Raw genomic sequence first — 17423 nt, 5'->3', positions numbered from 1 at the left:
CATGCCCGCCCGCGACACCGACGGCGGCAGCGGCGTCGGACATCGCCTCCGGTGGGCGGCACCGCTGGCTGCGGTCCTCGTCCTCGCGACGGGGACCGCAGCCGCCCACGGCCTGTGGGAACGCCGCGTCGACGTCGACGCCGCCCCCGTGACGGCAGGCTCGCTCGCGATCACGACGGCCTGGGTCGGGACGCCGCCGACGTGGACCCCGATCTTCCCCGGCGAGACCCGCGACACCGGGCTCCTGCGCGTCAGCGGCACCGGCGCCGGCGCCACCCTGCGGTGGAAGGTCTCGGCCACCGTCACCTTCGGCGACGGCTTCGCCGGCCACGTCACCACGCAGCTGTACCGCGGCGCGTGCGGCGGCACCGCCCTCCCGTCCGCCGGCTATGCCCCGGCGGGCGGGTACGGGCCGACCGACACCGTGGACCTGTGCCTGCGCATGACGCTCGCCCCCACCGCCCCCAGCGACCTGCAGGGGCGGGCGCTGGTGCCCACCATCCACGTCGTCGCCGACCAGGTCACCTCATGAGCCCCACCTCCCCGCGCCCCCGCGCCGCCGCCCCGGTGCTCGCCGCCGTCCTCGCGCTCGTGCTCGGCGGCATCCCCTCCTCCGCCGACGCCGCCTGGCGCGCGAGCGTCCCCACCCCGACGGCCGCGCTCTCGGCGGGCCGGCTGACCGCGCCGGCGATCGGCTGCGAGACCCGTGCGGACGGCCTGCTCGGCGTCAGCTACGCCTACGTGTCGTGGCCGGCGGTCGACCACGCGACCTCCTACGACGTGCTCGTCGGCAGCACGTCCGGAGCGGCACGCGAGCGGATCGGCACGACGACGGGGACGGCCTTCGAGGTGCGCGGCGGGCTCCTGACCCTCTTGCTCGGCACCCTCCTGTCGACGGGGACCCCCATCGTCTCCGTCGTGGCGCGGACGGGCGAATGGCGCTCACCCGAGAGCGACACCCGGACCATCGGCCTGACCGGGGTCGTCGGCACCGTCGTGGGAAGCGTCCGGTGCGTATGAGCGCCCCTCGGACCGCCCCCGGCGGCATCCCGCTCCGGTCCGCGGCGGAGGGCGCGACCCGACGGAGCGGTCGCCGACGTCCCGCCCGCCGCGGCTGGGCGCGGGCGCGCAGCATCGCCGGCTGGACCCTTCTGCTCACCCTGTCCGCGTTCGCCCTGCTGACGATCGTCCTGCCGTTCCTCCTGGGCGCCCACACGTACACGGTGCTCACCGGCAGCATGAGACCCGGGATGCCGCCGGGCTCACTCGTCGCGGTCCGCGAGACCCCCGTCGACGACATCCGCATCGGCGACGTCATCACGTTCCAGCTGCGGTCGGGCGAGCCGACCGTCGTGACGCACCGGGTCGTCGGCACGACCAGCAGCACCGGCGGCGACCGCCTCCTCCTCACCCGCGGCGATGCGAACGACGTCGACGATCCCCCGGTCCAGGCGGAGCAGATCCGGGGGATCGTGGTTTACGCCGTCCCGTGGCTCGGCTACCCGGGCGTCCTCCTGGGCGGACAGGAGCGCGGCACGCTCATCGTCGCGGCCGGGGTAGCGATCGTGGGGTACGGCGTCGCCCTCCTCGTCGTCGACGCCGTCCGCGGGCGGGGACGTCGACGCGCCCTCTCCGCCCTGGTCGCCCTGGCGCTCGGCGCCGGCCCCCTCCTCGCCGCACCGCCGCCGCCCGCGGCCGCCGCCTCCCCCGCGGACCCCGCGAGCGCCTCCCCCGCCGACCCCGCAGCCGCCGACCCCGCACGCGCCTCCCCCGCCGGGCTCGCAGCCACCTCCGCGCCGCGCGCCGACCCCGCCCCCGCAGCCGCGTACCTGCAGCTGAGCACCGACGGCGCGACCTACGCGAGCGGCCCGGTGTTCCCCGTCTTCTCCGACGTCGGCGCGTTCGTCCCCGGGCGGACCGTCGTTGTCGACCTGTGGATCCGCAACGCCGGACCCGACCCCGCCGTCGCCGCCCTGCGCCTCGACACCGGTTCCGCGGGCAGCGCACTGGCGGCATCCCTCGCCCTCGTCGTCGACGGCACCGCCCTCGGCGCAGGGGACGAATGGCGCAGCCGGCTGCTCGATCCGGGTGAATCCGTCCGTGTCGAGGTGGGCATGCGGATGGATGCCGCGGCCGCCAACGACACACGGCGCTCCCGCGCCGACGTCGTCCCGTGGGTACGTCTGACGGGCAGCGCCCCAGCGGAGGCGGCTTCCGACCCGACCGCCCTGCCCCGCACCGGCCCGGACCTCGCGACTCTTCCCGCGCTGCTCCTCGTCGCCGCGGCGCTGACGACCCTCGGCCTGGCCCTGCGGCGGCACCGGCGCACCCCCGACGGAGGAAGGTGAGGATTCCCTTCCCACCGGGGGTTTAGCCCAGCCTCATCTTGCTTGCGGAATGATCTCAGCCGAGTAGCGTTGCAGCCAACACGACAGACGCCCACTTTGCAGGAGACCTCATGAGCACCGTCCAGACCCCCGCCGCCACCACCGTCGACCCGACGATGGCCGCCGGCACCGCCCAGTTCCTCTCCCCCGTCGTCCACGGCCTCGAGGCCCTCGTCGTCAACGGCAAGCAGGCCCACTGGCACGTGCGCGGCTCGAACTTCATCGGCGTGCACGAGCTCCTCGACACCGTCGTCGCCCACGCGCAGGAGTGGGCCGACCTGGCCGCGGAGCGCATCGTCGCCCTCGGTCTGCCCATCGACTCGCGTCTGTCGACGGTCACCGCCAAGGCCAAGGCGACCGAGGTGCCCGCCGGCTTCGCCCAGTCCGACGTCATGATCCGTGCGGTCATCGCCGACATCGACGCCGTCCTGATCGACATCGAGACCGCCATCGAGGGCCTCGACGAGATCGACATGTCCAGCCAGGACGTCGCGATCGAGATCAAGCGCGGCCTCGACAAGGACCGCTGGTTCCTCTTCGCACACCTCGCCGCCTGATCACGGCATCCTCAGAAGAGGGGGCGACGCGTCGGCGTCGCCCCCTCTTCGCGTCTCCCCAACGTCCTCGCGGGATCGCTGCTCAGGCGCAGTGCGTGACCCGGCCCGCCAGCAGCGTCGTCAGCACCGGCATCGCCCGCAGCCCGCGCTCGTCCGCGATGCGCGGATCGGCGCCGACGATCACCAGGTCGGCCACCGCGCCGGGGGCGATCTCGGCCGGCGTCGTCGAGCCGCCCGCCGTGGATGCCGCGATGGCGGTGTCGATGTCCACGCGCTGGTGCGGCTGCCAGGCGTCCCGCCCGTCCCGCGTGCGGTAGACGGCCGAGGCCATCGCGGCCCACGGGTCCAGCGGCGCCACCGGGGCGTCGGATCCGAACCGGAGGTTCACGCCGCTGTCGGCCAGCGCGCGCAGCGGGTACGGCTGGGCGGACTGCTCCGCCCAGATCGTGTCGGTCATGTCCCGGTCGTCCAGCGCATGCTCGGGCTGCACGCTCGCGGCCACGCCGAGACGGGCGAACCGCGGGATGTCGGTGTGGTTGACGAGCTGCGCGTGCTCGATGGTGCCCGTCGCGCCCGTCCGGGCGTAGGCGTCGAGCGCGTGCGCGTTGGCGACGTCGCCGATCGCGTGAATGGCGCAGTCGAGACCGGCGGCCGTGGCGCGCGTCATCATGTCGAGCAGCTCGTCGGGCCCGATCGTCAGCAGCCCCGTGTTGCCCGGCTCCCCGGGGTAGTGGTGGCCGCACGCCGCGGTGCGCGTGCCCAGCGACCCGTCGGTGATGGCCTTCAGCGGTCCGACCCGCACCAGTCCGTGAGAGCTCCCCCGCACGGGATCGCCCGTCCGCAGACCTTCCGCGATCGCCCGGTCGAGGTGCTGCGGATACGTCCCGTACGACACGCGCAGCGTGTCGAAGCCCCCGGCCACCCGCCGCTGCCACGGCTCGTCGTTCCACGTCATGTCCAGGTCGACGATGCCGACCACGCCCCGGGACGCCGCCGCCCGGGCCATCCGCGCCACGGCGGCGTCGGCGTGCGCCGGGTCCACCGCGTTGAGGCGCCGCGAGATCTCGAAGGCGTCCTCCTCCTTCAGGAGACCGGATGCCACGGGTGCGAACCCCTCCCGGCGGAACGCCGCCGAGTTCAGCCACACACTGTGCACGTCGGCGTTGATCAGGTAGGTCGGGACCTCGTCGGTGGCGGCATCCAGGATCTCCAGGCTCGGGACGTCGGGCCAGAGCCCGTCGCGGAAGCCCGAGCCGACGCGCCGTCCCTCCACCACGGGGGCCAGCCCCATGATGACCGCGGCGTCGTGCGCCGTCGCGACGTCTCCGAGGGGGACGCGCTCCGCCGCGAGGGCCCACTGCAGGACGTGGACGTGGTGGTCCCAGAGGCCCGGCAGCAGCCAGGCGCCGTCGCCCTCGACCACGGCGCCGCCGCGCGGACGGAGGTTGCCGGTCGGGGCGATGTCGACGATGCGACCGTCCGCGAGGACGAGGTCGACGGGCTCCGGCGTGGGCAGCAGCTCGCGCCCGGGTCCGGCGACGCGCACCGCCCGGACGAAGGCCGCCTGATCGCCGATCACGCCTGGCACCGCGGGCACCAGTAGAGCTTGCGCCCGGCGGCCTCCTCCATCAGCACCGTCGTCCCGCAGACGCGGCACGGCAGGCCGGCGCGGTGGTAGACCCAGTGCCGGTCGTCCCGGTGCGCCATCGCGCGGCGATAGGCCTCGGGATCGAGGTCGTCCATCGTCATCATCTGGCCGGTCTCGACGCCGATCGCGAGCAGCCGGACCCAGTCGCGCCAGATTCCGCGTACGACCTCCTCCGGGACGTCGCGCCCCGGGGTGTGCGGGTTCTGCCGGGCACGGAAGAGCAGCTCCGCGCGGTACACGTTGCCGATGCCGCTCACGACCGCTTGGTCCATCAGCAGGAGGCCGATGGGCGTGGGCTTGCGCCGGACGGTGGCGGTGAACCGCTCCTCGCCCTCGGCCGCGTCGTCCACGAGCGGGTCGGGGCCGAGCTTGGCGATCGTCGCGGCGACCTCGTCCGGGGTCTGCAGCACGCAGGCGGTGGGTCCGCGCAGGTCCGCGCAGGTCGTCTCGGTCAGTAGTCGGAGCCGGACCTGTCCGACGACCGGCGGCGGCCACTCGACCTGCTCGTCGAGGCCGGTCGTCTGCTCCGACATGCGGACGCGCGTGCGCCGCGGGGCGCCGATCGAGGTCAGCGAGTTCTCGCCGGCGGCATCCAGGATCTCCTCGTCCAGGACCGTGCCGCGCTGGTTGGTCTGCCCCATGCGCCCGTTGGAGGACGCGATCGTCGCGTCGACCACGACGTCGCCGGCGAAGTCCCACGCCCCGTACATGCCGAGGTGGACCCGCAGCCACACGTCGCCGTCGAAGCGCAGGAACATCTGCTTCGCGACCGCGCGCACCTCGACCGCCTCGCGCCCGTCGAGGACGGCAGCGCCCTCGGCGAAGCGTCCCTGGGGACTGGATGCCGCGACGACACGCCCCACGATGTTGCGGTCGAACTGGCGCGCGATGCGGTGGACGGAATGCCCTTCGGGCATCAGCCTGCCTCGGGGTCGAACGCGTCGCTCGCGTCGAGGACGTCGGGGCGGCCCGGGCCGTCCTGCTCGCGCGGGTCGGGCAGGAGGCTACCGTCCTGCTCGTAGGCGGCGAGCTGGCCGATGCGGCGCGCGTGACGCTCCTCGCCCGAGAACGGGGTGGCGAGGAACCGGTCGATGAACGACACGGCCTCGTCGAACGTGTGCTGGCGGGCGCCGATGGCGATGACGTTCGCGTCATTGTGCTCGCGGGCGAGTTCGGCGGTGGCGATGCTCCACACGAGCGCCGCACGGACGCCCAGGACCTTGTTCGCCGCGATCTGCTCGCCGTTGCCGGAACCGCCGAACACGACGCCGAGCGCCTCGACGCCCGCGGCCTGGTCGCGGACGACCGCCTCCGCCGCACGGATGCAGAACGCGGGGTAGTCGTCGAGCGGGTCGTACTCGATCGGGCCGTGGTCCACGACGTCGTGGCCCTGTCCGGCGAGGTGGTGCTGGAGCTGGGTGGAGAACTCGAGACCGGCGTGATCGGTGCCGATGTGAATGCGCATACGGGAATCCTATTGAGAAGCGTCCGGACCCGGGCGGACGTGACGGGGACGCTGCCGCGTCCGCCCGGACACGGGCTCGTCCCGCGTCGGGGCGCGGACACGACCGCGCCGCCCGGGCACCAGGGTCCGGGCGGCGCGGCGGAAGGCGATCGTCAGGGGAGGATGCCGGCGGCCACGGGCTTGAAGCCCGCGCGGACGTTCTCGCAGCACCCCGGACGGCAGACGTCGTACCAGGGGCCGAGATCTGTCAGGTGAGGGCGCTCCGACTTCGGCGTGCCCTTCAGACGCTCCTCGACGAGGTCGATCAGACCCGACACGTAGGCGGGGTCGATCCCGGGCGTCGGGGTGCGGACGGCGCGGATGCCGGCCTCCTCGGCCGCCTCCATGGCCTCGGTGTCGAGGTCCCAGAGCACCTCCATGTGGTCGCTGACGAAGCCCAGCGGCACGATGACGACCGCCTCGGCGCCGCGGCCGGGCAGCTCGGCGATGACGTCGTTGACGTCGGGCTCGAGCCAGGGCTGCGTGGGCGGACCCGACCGCGACTGGTAGACGAGCTCCCACTCGACGTCGGCGACGGCCGCGGCGACCTCGGCCATCACGAACGCCGCGACGGCCTTGTGCTGGGCCGCGTAGGCGCCGCCCTCACCGAAGTCGACGTCACGCGGGCCGGATCGCTGCGCGTCCGCCGTCGGGATGGAGTGCGTCGAGAACAGCACGCGGATCTTCTCGGGGGCGATCCCGTCCGCGACGAAGGCCTTGACGGCATCCCGGACGCCCTCGACGAACGTCGAGACGAAACCGGGGTGGTCGAAGAACTGCCGCACCTTGTCGATGGTGACCGTGTCGCCCAGGTTCGTGGCCTCGAGCACCCGCGCGTAGTCCTCGCGGTACTGCCGGCAGCTGGAGAACGAGCTGTACGCGCTCGTCGCGATGGCCAGCAGCGTCGTGTGCCCGGCCTCGGCGGCCTCGGTGACCGCCTCCTCCAGGTACGGGGCCCAGTTGCGATTGCCCCAGTACACCGGCAGGCCGAGGCCGCGCTTGTCGATCTCCGCCTGCAGGGCGGCCTTGAGCTCGCGGTTGTGCTGGTTGATGGGGCTCACGCCGCCGAAGTGACGATAGTGGTGAGCGACCTCCTCTAGGCGCTCGTCGGGGATCCCGCGTCCGCGCGTGACGTTGCGCAGGAAGGGGATGACGTCCTCTTGCCCCTCGGGGCCGCCGAAGCCGGCCAGGAGGATGCCGTCGTACGCCACGGGCGTCTCGACCCACTTGGGACCGGAGGCCGCCGCGGGCGACGCGAAGAGGACGGTGTCGGTGCTGGTGTCCGTGTCGCTCGAAGTCACGTCATGATTTTCGCACCTGCGGGGGGAGCCTGGACCCGGGTTGTCTCGTGACTAGGCTTATCTGGTTGTCGTCGGCGCCAGCAGCGTCATCCGCGACCATCCCACCCACATCCCCGGGAGAACGCCAGTGCCAGGAGAGAACCTCACCCGCAGCGAAGCGCAGGAGCGCCGCGCGATCGTCGACACCCACGCGTACGAGATCGCCCTCGACCTGCGCCGCGGCGCCGAGGTGTTCGGGTCCCGCGCGGTCGTGCGCTTCTCCGCGACGCCCGGCGCCTCGACCTTCATCGACCTGATCGCCCGCGAGGTCCGCTCGATCCGGCTGAACGGCCGCGACATCTCCGTGGACGCCTTCGCCGACTCGCGCATCGCGCTCGAGGGCCTCGAGGCCGAGAACGAGCTCGTCGTCGACGCCGACTGCGAGTACACCAACACCGGTGAGGGCCTGCACCGCTTCGTCGACCCGGTCGACGGCGAGGTGTACCTGTACACGCAGTTCGAGGTGCCCGACTCCCGCCGCGTCTTCGCGGTGTTCGAGCAGCCCGACCTGAAGGCGACGTTCCAGTTCACCGTCACCGCCGACGCCGCGTGGGCGGTCGTGTCGAACTCCCCGACGCCCGAGCCGCAGGTGCACGGCGACGGCGCCGCGACCTGGACCTTCGCGCCCACCCCGCGCATCTCGTCGTACATCACCGCGCTCGTGGCGGGCCCGTACGCCTCGACCACGTCGGAGCTCACCAGCGCCGACGGTCGCACGATCCCGCTCGGCGTGTACGCCCGCAAGAGCCTGTGGCAGTACCTCGACGCGGACTACGTCTTCGACAAGACCCGGCAGGGCTTCGCCTACTTCGAGGAGAAGTTCGGCTACCCCTACCCGTTCGCCAAGTACGACCAGCTGTTCGTGCCGGAGTTCAACGCGGGCGCGATGGAGAACGCGGGAGCGGTCACGTTCACCGAGACGTACGTCTTCCGCAGCAAGGTCACCGACGCGGTCAAGGAGCGCCGCGTCGTGACGATCCTGCACGAGCTGGCCCACATGTGGTTCGGCGACCTCGTCACCATGAAGTGGTGGAACGGCCTGTGGCTCAACGAGTCCTTCGCCGAGTGGGCGTCCACGATCGCCACCGCCGAGGCCACCGAGTGGACCGAGGCGTGGACGACGTTCAACGCCATGGAGAAGACCTGGGCCTACCGCCAGGACCAGCTCCCCTCCACGCACCCCGTCATCGCCGAGATCAACGACCTCGAGGACGTGCAGGTCAACTTCGACGGCATCACCTACGCCAAGGGCGGGTCGGTGCTGAAGCAGCTCGCCGCGTGGGTCGGGATCGAGCAGTTCTTCGCCGGTGTCGCCGCGTACTTCCAGAAGCACGAGTGGTCCAACACCGAGCTGACCGACCTGCTCTCCGAGCTCGAGGCCACCAGCGGCCGCGACCTCGGGGACTGGTCGAAGAAGTGGCTGGAGACCGCGGGCGTCAACACCCTGTCCCCCCTGATCGAGGAGGCGGCGGACGGCACGCTCTCGCGCTTCGCGATCGTGCAGACCGCGCCGGCCGACTACCCCACCATCCGTCCCCACCGCCTGGGGGTCGGCTTCTACACGCTGACCGAGTCCGGCGCGCTGGAGCGCGTGCACCAGGTCGAGCTCGACGTCGACGGCGACCGGACCGAGGTCGCCGAGCTCCGCGGCATCCGTCGTCCCGACCTCGTCCTGCTCAACGACGACGACCTCGCCTACGCGAAGATCCGTCTCGACGAGCGGTCGCTCGCGACGGCCATCGCCCACCTCAAGGACATCTCCGACCCGCTGGCCCGCTCCCTCGTCTGGGGCGCTGCCTGGGACCAGACCCGGGATGCCGAGGCCTCGGCGACCGATTACATCGACCTGGTCCTGCGGAACATCGGCTCCGAGACCGAGTCGACCACGGTGCGGACGACGCTGGCCCAGCTGCAGCTGGCCGCCAACGCCTACGTCACCCCCGAGACGCGGGACGCGGCGCGGACCCGCGTCGCCGACGGCCTGTGGGAGCTGGCGCGGAACGCGGAGGCCGGCAGCGACAGCCAGCTGCAGTTCGTGACGGCCTTCGCGTCGGCGGCATCCACCCCCGCCCACGCCGAGACGGTGCGCGCGCTGCGCGACGGCGACACGACGCTCGACGGCCTGCAGATCGACACCGACCTCAGCTGGCAGCTGCTCGTGTCGCTCGCCGCGGCCGGTGCGGTGACCGCCGCCGACATCGACGCCGCACGCGCGGCCGACAACACGGCGAAGGGCGGCGAGTTCGCCGCGCAGGCGAAGGCGGCGCTCCCCTCCCGCGAGGCGAAGCAGGAGTCCTGGGACGCCCTCGTGGAGCGCACCGACGCCCCGAACACCATCGTGCGCTCCGCCGCCCTCGGTTTCACGCACCCGGCGACCGTCGACGTGCTCGCCGAGTTCGTCGAGCCCTACTTCGCGATGCTGCTGCCCGTCTGGGAGTCGCGCAGCTACCAGATCGCGCAGTACCTCATCGTCGGGCTCTACCCGGCGGCGCTGGCCAACACCGCCCTGCGCGACGCCACGCGGGCCTGGCTGGCGGCCCACACCGACGCGGCACCGGCGCTCCGCCGCCTCGTCGGCGAGAACCTGGCCGGCGTCGAGCGGGCCCTGGCGGTCCAGGAGCGCGACGCGCAGTAGTCGTCCCCCGTGCGATGGCGGGCGCCCCGGAGGGGGTGCCCGCCATCGTCGTTCCGCGCCCGTTCAGCGGTCACCGAAGATCCGCTGGCTAGCATTCAAGGGATGCTTTCCCTCGCCACCATCCCCTCCCCCACGCCGACCGCGCCGGAGGACATCGGCGACTTCGCCGACTCCGCCGCCTGGTCCTGGCTGCTCGACCGCCTCCTCGCCGCCGGCGGCGTCCTCCTGCAGGTGCTCGGCGTCGTCCTCGGGACGGTCATCGTCGCCTGGATCCTGCGCGGCATCATCCGCCGCGTCGTCGACCGTGTCGTCAACGGCGCCAAGAACAAGGCCAACGTCGACGACACCCAGGCGCTGGACCGATCGCCCCTGGCCGCCGTGCGGCTGGTGCAGCGCACGCGCACGCTCGGCACAATCCTGCAGAACATCGTCAACGTCGTCCTCGTCGTCGTGGCGCTCGTCTGGATCGCCGGGATCGTCGCGCCCAATGCCCTGGCATCCCTCACGCTGCTGACCGCGGCCGTCGGCGCCGGACTCGGCTTCGGCGCGCAGAACATCGTCAAGGACGTGCTCAACGGCATCTTCATCGTCGCCGAGGACCAGATCGGCATCGGCGACGTCGTGGACCTGGGTCTGGCGACCGGCATCGTCGAGTACGTCAGCGTCCGGGTGACGCACGTCCGTGACGTCAACGGCACGCTCTGGTACGTCCGCAACGGCGAGATCACCCGCATCGGCAACATGTCGCAGGGCTGGTCCCGCGTCATCATCGACCTCGCGGTCCCCGTGGACGCCGACATCGACGAGGTCGAGAAGGCCATGCTCACCGCGGCGAAAGGCCTGGCGAAGGATGCCAAGTGGCGCACCCGCATCATCGAGCAGCCCGAGGTGTGGGGGCTCGAGTCGGTCAGCGGCGACGCGCTCGTCATCCGTCTCGTCATGAAGACGCGGGCCAACGCGAAGGACGACGTCGCGCGCGAGCTGCGCGTCCGGCTCAAGCGCGCCATCGACGAGATGGGGCTGACGCTCCCCCACCTGAACTCGATCATCCTCACCGGCCTCGAAGGGGCGCAGCGCGTCCGCGGCGCCAACCCGCCGAAGACCAAGCCCACCCCCGTGCCCGCCCCGCCGGAGCGGCCGGTGTGGCGTCCGCGGCGGCGTAAGGTGAAGCTCTCCGACGCGGACGACGGCACGGAGACCGCGGCATCCCCGTCCTCCACCGGTGACGTCCCCGGCGCGACGGCCGTCCCGACCCCGCCGGCGCCGGGCGCCGGCACGCCGAAGCCCACCCCGCCCGCCGTCCGCGCGGACGAGACCGACCCCGAGGGAACCCCGTGACCGAGCCCGTGACCTTCTACGAGCAGGTCGGCGGCATGGACACCTTCCGCCGGCTGGTCGACGCGTTCTACCGCGGCGTCGCCGAGGACGAGGTCCTCAAGCCGATGTACCCCGAGGAGGACCTCGGTCCGGCTGCGGAGCGGCTGACACTCTTCCTCGCGCAGTACTGGGGCGGGCCGACCACGTACGGCGAGACGCGTGGCCACCCGCGTCTGCGGATGCGCCACATGCCGTTCCACGTCGATCCCGACGCGCGCGACCGGTGGCTGGCGCACATGCGCGCCGCCGTCGACGAGATCGCCCTGCCGCCGGTGCTGGAGGCGACGCTGTGGGACTACCTCGAGCGCGCCGCCTTCGCGATGGTCAACACGTTCGAGCCGCGCGGCGGCGGTCCGCAGCAGACCGGACGGCCGGGTCCCGGCCTGTCCGTTCACCGGGCGGACTGAGAGAGCGACCCGCGGGGTGTCGTCGCGACACCCCCGCGGGTCACGGTCTCGGTTCCGACCGCCGGGTCTGACAGGCGCCCGACACGCCCAAGTCACCGGCCGAAGAAGTCGCCCAGTCCGGGGATCTCGAAGTTCGACAGCTGCTCGCCGAACCCGCTGACCTGGTCGCCGACGCCGGAGACGGCGTCCTGCGCGCCGCCGGCCCAGTCGCCGACGGCACCGAGGTCCGCACCGGAGGCGAGCGCCTCGAGGTCGACGCCCTCGGCCATCCCCGCGAAGTCGACGCCCATCTGCCCGGCCTGCGCGAGCAGCGGCGCGGCGACCGCGCTGACGATCGCGCCGCCGGCCACGGCGGCGAGCAGACCGCCCGCACCGACCACACCGGCGCCGATGAGCCCGCCGCGTCCTGCGCGGGCGAGCAGCGTCGACATCCGCCCCGGCCGGCGCGCCTCGGTGCGTGCGGCCGTGAGTGCGAGGTCGCCGGCTGCGTCGGATCGGGGACGCTCGTGCGGGCTCAGCTCCGCGTCCATGCGGGCCCGGACGTGCGCACGCTGCTCGGGCGTCAGTCGCTCGAAGGCCTCGCGGTGCATGCGCTCGACCTGCTCGGGGTCGGCCGTCCGCAGCAGGTAGTCGTACCGCGCGATCGCGGCCTTGTCCTGGGGGCTGAGGGGCGCGGTCGAGCCCGCGGCGCTCGGCGGCGCGTACCGTCCGGGCGTGGTGCCCGGCGCCGGAGGTGCGTAGCGGTCCGCGGGAGGTGCGGTGTCCGGACGCGTGCGACCGTCGCCGGTCACGGCGTCCGCCGCCTGGCGGACCATGTCGCGCCAGTCGCGGGAACCGGACGCTCCGCCGGCGGCGTGGGACCGGGAGGCGGAGCGCTGTCCGCCCTGCTCGGAGGTCATCTTCTCGACGGCGCGGGACGCCATGCCGAACAGACGGGAGATCGAAGCCATGGGGGTACCTCTCGACGGCGGCCGAGGCCGCGACGTCAAGGTCTCCTCCGCCCTGCGGGCCGGGCGCCCGGGACCCAACCGTGGATCCGTGATGACGAGCGCACCGCGCGGGAGTACTCCCCTTGCTTCCGTCGAGAGTAGGGGACGCTCCTATGAGCGACCTGCGTGCGGGCGGTGAGCGCGTCAGGCCGTGCCGGTCGCGCGCACCGCCGTCAGACCGGAGCGCACCGGTCCGCGGACGAGGACGTGACCGCGCTGGAGGGTGACCCGCGTCCACGCGCCGCTCCGGCGGACGACCGCCTCCTCGGCCCCCGCGATGAATCCGAGCGCGAAGGCCGCGAACGCGGTGCCGAGGGGCAGGCCGCCGAGCGCCTCGTCCGCCTCGCCCCAGACGCGAGCCCGCACCGCACGGACGACGTCCTCGCCCGCATCGGCCGGGAGGGCGTCCGCCACCGCGGCGACGCCGTACTGCGCGCGCTGCGCCAGGACCGCGGCATCCACGGCATCCACCGTCTCCCAGCCCGCACGGGGCGGGGACACCCCCGCCCAGGCCGGCGACGTGGCGGTGGCGGGCAGGACCACGGCCGAGGCGTCGTCGGGGGCGGGCAGGAGAGCGGATGCCTCGACGACGAGGTCGCATTCGAGCTCCGGGTCGATGGCGGAGACGCGCAGACCCAGGACGGTCGGCGTCGCGTCGAGCAGCCCGCGCGGGGCCAGCGGGGCGGATGTCGTCACCAGGACGCCGCCCTGGGCGCGGACCCGGACGGTCCCGTCGCCGAGACGCACGGCCCGGGAGGAGAAGGTGAGCAGGTCGGCTGCCGCCTGCGGGTCGGGGAACAACAGGCGCGCGGACACCCGCCCTAAACTAGCAAGCGGTGGACGCCCGCTCCGCCGGGACCGGAGGGGACGTGACGGACGACGTCGATCCCGTCGCTGCAATGCTCACCGTGCTCGACCTGCGCGACGCCGGGGCCCGCACGACCGAGGACATCTTCACGGGCGTGTCGCAGCCCATGCCGTTCGGGCGCGTCTACGGCGGCCAGGTGCTCGCCCAGTCGATCGTCGCGGCATCCCGGACCCTCCCTCCGGAGCGCGCCGTGCACTCGATGCACGGGTACTTCCTGCGCCCCGGCGACCCCCGGGACGCGCTGACGTTCTCGGTCGACCGCATCCACGACGGACGGTCGTTCTCGACGCGCCGGACGCAGGCGTTCCAGGCGGGGGTGCCGATCTTCTCGATGATCGCGTCGTTCCAGGACGAGGATCCCGGCCTCGAGCACCACGAGCCGATGCCGGAGGGCGTCCCGACGCCCGAGGAGCTCCCCCCGTTCGACGCGTCCGCCGTCCACCCGCTCAGCCGGCGCATGTTCTCCGACCGTCCGGTGGACGTGCTGCACGTGCCGTCGCCGATCTACACCGAGGTCGAGGGGGCGCACGTGCCGCGGCAGGCGGTCTGGATGCGCGCGCGGCGGGCGCTTCCCGACGACCCCGCGGTCCACCGCGCCGCACTGGCGTACTTGAGCGACCTGACGATCCAGGAGCCCATCATGCGGGCCCACGGCATCGCCTGGAGCCTCCCGGGGCTCAAGGTGGCCAGCCTCGACCACGCGATGTGGTGGCACCGCCCCGCCCGCGTGGACGACTGGCTGCTGTACGTGCAGGAGTCGCCGAACGCCCGCGGCGGCCGCGGCCTGTCGACCGGACGGATCTACACGCGCGCCGGTGAGCTCGTCGCCAGCGTCGCGCAGGAGGTCATGGTCCGCGTCCCGCGGGACTGACCCGGGTCCGCGGGCCCCGTACCCGCGGGGATGACCAGCGCCCGCGGGCTCAGCCGCGACGACGGTACTGGATGGGGTCGCCGACGTAGGGCGCCCAGGCGTCCCGCTCGGCGGCGCTCCACCGGATGGGGCGGCCGCTGGCCGTGTCGACGAGGACGACGACCGCCGTCGCCCGCGCGTAGAGCACCGGCTCCCCGGCACCGACCGGGCTGAACACCTCGAAGCAGATGTCGGCGCTGGAGCCGCCCATCGCACCGATCCACATGCGCACGTCGAGGGGACGCTGGCTGTACGGGACGGGGCGCAGGTACTCGATCTCCTGCCGCGCGATGAGCGTCGCCCGCTCCCCGCCGCTCTCGAGCACCGACATGTCGAAGACCGCCGTGGGCAGGGCCGCCGCGTCGTCGTCGCCGCGCCAGAACGCGCGCAGACGGGCCTCCTCGAGGAGCTTGAGCATCGAGGTGTTGTTGACGTGGCCCAGCGCGTCGAGATCGCCCCACCGCAACGGGATGGGGACGTGGAGACGGGAGGGCCCGGCGGTGGCCGGACCCTCCCGGTGGGTCGCCTCGCCGGCGGGCGGGACGTTCTCGTCGGACACGGTCGTCAGTCGCGCGTCAGCTTGCGGTAGCTCGACCGCGACGGGTTGGCGGCGTCGGGACCGAGACGCTCGATCTTGTTCGCCTCGTAGGCCTCGAAGTTCCCCTCGAACCAGTGCCACTGGTCCGGGTTCTCCTCCGTGCCCTCGTAGGCGAGGATGTGGGTCGCGATGCGGTCCAGGAACCACCGGTCGTGCGTGATGACCACGGCGCAGCCCGGGAACTCCAGCAGCGCGTTCTCGAGCGAGCTCAGGGTCTCCACGTCGAGGTCGTTGGTCGGCTCGTCGAGGAGCAGCAGGTTGCCGCCCTCCTTGAGCGTCAGCGCCAGGTTCAGGCGGTTGCGCTCACCACCGGAGAGCACGCCGGCCTTCTTCTGCTGGTCGGGTCCCTTGAAGCCGAACTTGGACACGTAGGCGCGCGAGGGGATCTCGGTCTTGCCGACCGTGATGATGTCGAGACCGTCGGAGACGACCTCCCACAGCGTCTTGTTCGGGTCGATGTTGGCGCGCGACTGGTCGACGTAGCTGATCTTGACCGTCTCGCCGATCTTGAGCGTGCCGCCGTCGAGCGGCTCCAGGCCGACGATCGTCTTGAAGAGCGTCGTCTTGCCGACGCCGTTCGGGCCGATGACGCCGACGATGCCGTTCGGCGGGAGGTTGAAGCTGAGGTTGCTGATGAGCGAGCGGTCGCCGAAGCTCTTCTCGAGCTTCTTGGCGTCGATGACGATGCTGCCCAGGCGCGGACCCGCGGGGATCTGGATCTCGTCGAAGTCCAGCTTGCGCGTGCGCTCGGCCTCCGCCGCCATCTCCTCGTAGCGCGCGAGACGCGCCTTGGACTTCACCTGACGGCCCTTGGCGTTGGACCGCACCCACTCCAGCTCCTCCTTGAGGCGCTTGGCGAGCTTGGCGTCCTTCTTGCCCTGAACCTCGAGGCGCTGCTCCTTCTTCTCGAGGTAGGTCGAGTAGTTGCCCTCGTACGGGTAGAGGTGGCCGCGGTCGACCTCGGCGATCCACTCCGCGACGTTGTCGAGGAAGTACCGGTCGTGCGTGATCGCGATGACCGCGCCCTTGTACGCCTTGAGGTGCTGCTCGAGCCAGAGCACGCTCTCGGCGTCGAGGTGGTTGGTCGGCTCGTCGAGCAGGAGCAGGTCGGGCTTCTGCAGCAGGAGCTTCGCCAGTGCGACGCGGCGGCGCTCACCACCCGAGAGCGGGACGACCGAGGCGTCCGCCGGCGGTGTGCGCAGCGCGTCCATCGCCTGTTCGAGCTGGGAGTCGAGGTCCCAGCCGTCGGCCGCGTCGATCTCCTCCTGCAGCGTCCCCATCTCGGCCAGCAGGGCATCGAAGTCGGCGTCGGGATCGGCCATGAGGGCCGAGATCTCGTTGAACCGGTCGAGCTTCGGCTTGATCGCCACACCGTCCTGGATGTTCTCCAGGACCGTCTTGCTGTCGTCGAGCTCCGGCTCCTGCATGAGGATGCCGACCGAGAAGCCGGGGCTGAGCTTCGCCTCGCCGTTCGAGGGGGTGTCGAGGCCGGCCATGATCTTCAGGATCGTGGACTTGCCCGCACCGTTGGGCCCGACCATGCCGATCTTGGCGCCGGGGAGGAACGCCATCGTGACGTCGTCGAGGATGACCTTGTCGCCCACGGCTTTGCGCGCGCGGACCATGGAGTAGATATATTCCGCCATAACCTGTCCAGTCTAGGGCGGGTCGCCCCGTCGTCCGCCTCCGCCGGTCAGGTCACCAGTCGATGGGGCGCGTCTGCCCCATCAGGCACCCGCCGGAGGGCAGCCCCCCGACGACCGTCGTGACAGGGTCCCCCGTGGCCGGCCCGACCTGGCCGATGAGGCAGTCCTCGCCCCAGCGGACCGAGAACTGGATGCTCTCGGCCGCGTTGCCCACCGTCGAGGTGTCCTCGGTGACCTGCATCGCGGCCTTGTCGAACCCGCCGGCCGTGAGCGCGTCGATGTAGGACCGGCCGGCGCTGCGGCCGTCGCCCGCCCAGACGCTTGCGACGATCTGCGTGAAGAAGGGCAGGTTGTCGGCGGCCGACCCTCCGGGAACGAGGGCCGGCGCTGCCGGCGCCGCCGACTCCGTCGGTGCCGTGCTCGCCTCCGAGGAGGAGGTGGGCGTGGGCACCGGTGCGGGCTCGGGGGCGCAGCCGGAGAGCGCGAGGGTGGCCGCGATCGCCAGGGCGCCGGCGAGGCGAGCGGTCGTGGTCGTCACGCGCTCGAGTCTACGAACA

General features: G+C 72.6%; 17 protein-coding genes. 8 read left to right on the top strand and 9 right to left on the bottom strand.

Features of this window, described 5'->3' with window-relative positions; genetic code table 11:
• Position 1 precedes the first annotated feature (1 nt).
• The 4 genes from MRBLMI1_RS03120 (at position 2) to MRBLMI1_RS03105 (ending at position 2944) form a co-directional block, all read left to right on the top strand.
• The gene (locus tag MRBLMI1_RS03120; RefSeq protein WP_367726680.1) at positions 2-532 is read left to right on the top strand and encodes a hypothetical protein; all 531 of its coding nucleotides are present in this window, start codon (positions 2-4) and stop codon (positions 530-532) included.
• Positions 529-1020 carry a hypothetical protein gene (locus tag MRBLMI1_RS03115; RefSeq protein ID WP_367726679.1) on the top strand — a complete coding sequence of 164 codons (492 nt, stop codon included), beginning with the start codon at positions 529-531 and terminating at the stop codon, positions 1018-1020. The genes MRBLMI1_RS03120 and MRBLMI1_RS03115 overlap by 4 nt, the downstream gene beginning before the upstream one ends.
• Complete coding sequence (locus MRBLMI1_RS03110) at positions 1017-2348, top strand: signal peptidase I (protein WP_367726678.1); 1332 nt, start codon at positions 1017-1019, stop codon at positions 2346-2348. The genes MRBLMI1_RS03115 and MRBLMI1_RS03110 overlap by 4 nt, the downstream gene beginning before the upstream one ends.
• Positions 2349-2458: 110 nt before the next feature.
• The gene (locus MRBLMI1_RS03105) at positions 2459-2944 is read left to right on the top strand and encodes a Dps family protein (protein ID WP_367726677.1); all 486 of its coding nucleotides are present in this window, start codon (positions 2459-2461) and stop codon (positions 2942-2944) included.
• A gap of 82 nt (positions 2945-3026) precedes the next feature.
• Here MRBLMI1_RS03105 and MRBLMI1_RS03100 read toward each other — a convergent pair whose 3' ends face one another.
• The 4 genes from MRBLMI1_RS03100 to MRBLMI1_RS03085 all read right to left on the bottom strand — a co-directional run bounded on the left by MRBLMI1_RS03100 (position 3027) and on the right by MRBLMI1_RS03085 (position 7397).
• Entirely contained in the window at positions 3027-4532 is a 1506-nt protein-coding gene (locus tag MRBLMI1_RS03100; protein ID WP_414685804.1) for an amidohydrolase, read from the bottom strand.
• Entirely contained in the window at positions 4520-5509 is a 990-nt protein-coding gene (locus MRBLMI1_RS03095) for an Fpg/Nei family DNA glycosylase (RefSeq protein ID WP_367726676.1), read from the bottom strand. Before MRBLMI1_RS03095 ends, MRBLMI1_RS03100 begins: the two co-directional genes overlap by 13 nt.
• Positions 5509-6057, bottom strand: coding sequence for a ribose-5-phosphate isomerase (locus MRBLMI1_RS03090; RefSeq protein WP_367726675.1), 549 nt, complete (start codon positions 6055-6057; stop codon positions 5509-5511). The genes MRBLMI1_RS03095 and MRBLMI1_RS03090 overlap by 1 nt, the downstream gene beginning before the upstream one ends.
• 152 nt (positions 6058-6209) lie before the next feature.
• Positions 6210-7397: a ferrochelatase gene (locus tag MRBLMI1_RS03085; protein ID WP_367726674.1), complete on the bottom strand. Its 1188-nt coding sequence runs from the start codon at positions 7395-7397 to the stop codon at positions 6210-6212.
• 127 nt (positions 7398-7524) lie between these two features.
• Between MRBLMI1_RS03085 and pepN the strand changes: the two genes are divergently transcribed.
• From pepN to MRBLMI1_RS03070, 3 genes are all read left to right on the top strand, one after another.
• The gene (pepN, locus tag MRBLMI1_RS03080; protein ID WP_367726673.1) at positions 7525-10071 is read left to right on the top strand and encodes an aminopeptidase N; all 2547 of its coding nucleotides are present in this window, start codon (positions 7525-7527) and stop codon (positions 10069-10071) included.
• Between the two features lie 102 nt (positions 10072-10173).
• The gene (locus MRBLMI1_RS03075; RefSeq protein ID WP_367726672.1) at positions 10174-11409 is read left to right on the top strand and encodes a mechanosensitive ion channel family protein; all 1236 of its coding nucleotides are present in this window, start codon (positions 10174-10176) and stop codon (positions 11407-11409) included.
• Positions 11406-11855, top strand: a complete 450-nt coding sequence (locus MRBLMI1_RS03070) for a globin (protein WP_387054099.1) — start codon at positions 11406-11408, stop codon at positions 11853-11855. Before MRBLMI1_RS03075 ends, MRBLMI1_RS03070 begins: the two co-directional genes overlap by 4 nt.
• A gap of 92 nt (positions 11856-11947) precedes the next feature.
• Here the strand turns inward: MRBLMI1_RS03070 and MRBLMI1_RS03065 are convergent, their stop codons facing one another.
• Positions 11948-12805 (bottom strand): cation-transporting ATPase, encoded by an 858-nt coding sequence (locus tag MRBLMI1_RS03065; RefSeq protein WP_367726671.1) that lies wholly within the window; start codon positions 12803-12805, stop codon positions 11948-11950.
• A 183-nt stretch (positions 12806-12988) separates the two neighbouring features.
• Positions 12989-13660, bottom strand: coding sequence for a hypothetical protein (locus tag MRBLMI1_RS03060; RefSeq protein ID WP_367726670.1), 672 nt, complete (start codon positions 13658-13660; stop codon positions 12989-12991).
• Between the two features lie 83 nt (positions 13661-13743).
• On the opposite strand from MRBLMI1_RS03060, the gene MRBLMI1_RS03055 reads away from it, so the two are divergent.
• Complete coding sequence (locus MRBLMI1_RS03055) at positions 13744-14583, top strand: acyl-CoA thioesterase (RefSeq protein ID WP_367727574.1); 840 nt, start codon at positions 13744-13746, stop codon at positions 14581-14583.
• Between the two features lie 49 nt (positions 14584-14632).
• On the opposite strand, the gene MRBLMI1_RS03050 is transcribed toward MRBLMI1_RS03055, so the two are convergent.
• The 3 genes from MRBLMI1_RS03050 to MRBLMI1_RS03040 form a co-directional block, all read right to left on the bottom strand.
• A complete protein-coding gene (locus MRBLMI1_RS03050) occupies positions 14633-15094 on the bottom strand; it encodes an acyl-CoA thioesterase (RefSeq protein WP_367727567.1) in 462 nt (153 codons plus the stop codon).
• A 92-nt stretch (positions 15095-15186) separates the two neighbouring features.
• Positions 15187-16866 (bottom strand): energy-dependent translational throttle protein EttA, encoded by a 1680-nt coding sequence (ettA, locus tag MRBLMI1_RS03045; protein ID WP_367726669.1) that lies wholly within the window; start codon positions 16864-16866, stop codon positions 15187-15189.
• Between the two features lie 52 nt (positions 16867-16918).
• Positions 16919-17404 carry a DUF6993 domain-containing protein gene (locus tag MRBLMI1_RS03040; protein WP_367726668.1) on the bottom strand — a complete coding sequence of 162 codons (486 nt, stop codon included), beginning with the start codon at positions 17402-17404 and terminating at the stop codon, positions 16919-16921.
• Positions 17405-17423: the final 19 nt, after the last annotated feature.

Source organism: Microbacterium sp. LMI1-1-1.1, from assembly GCF_040815675.1.
In the GTDB taxonomy this organism is placed as follows: Bacteria; Actinomycetota; Actinomycetes; order Actinomycetales; family Microbacteriaceae; genus Microbacterium.
Note: the sequence above shows the minus strand (reverse complement) of the source record. Positions and strands in the feature narration are given on the sequence as shown.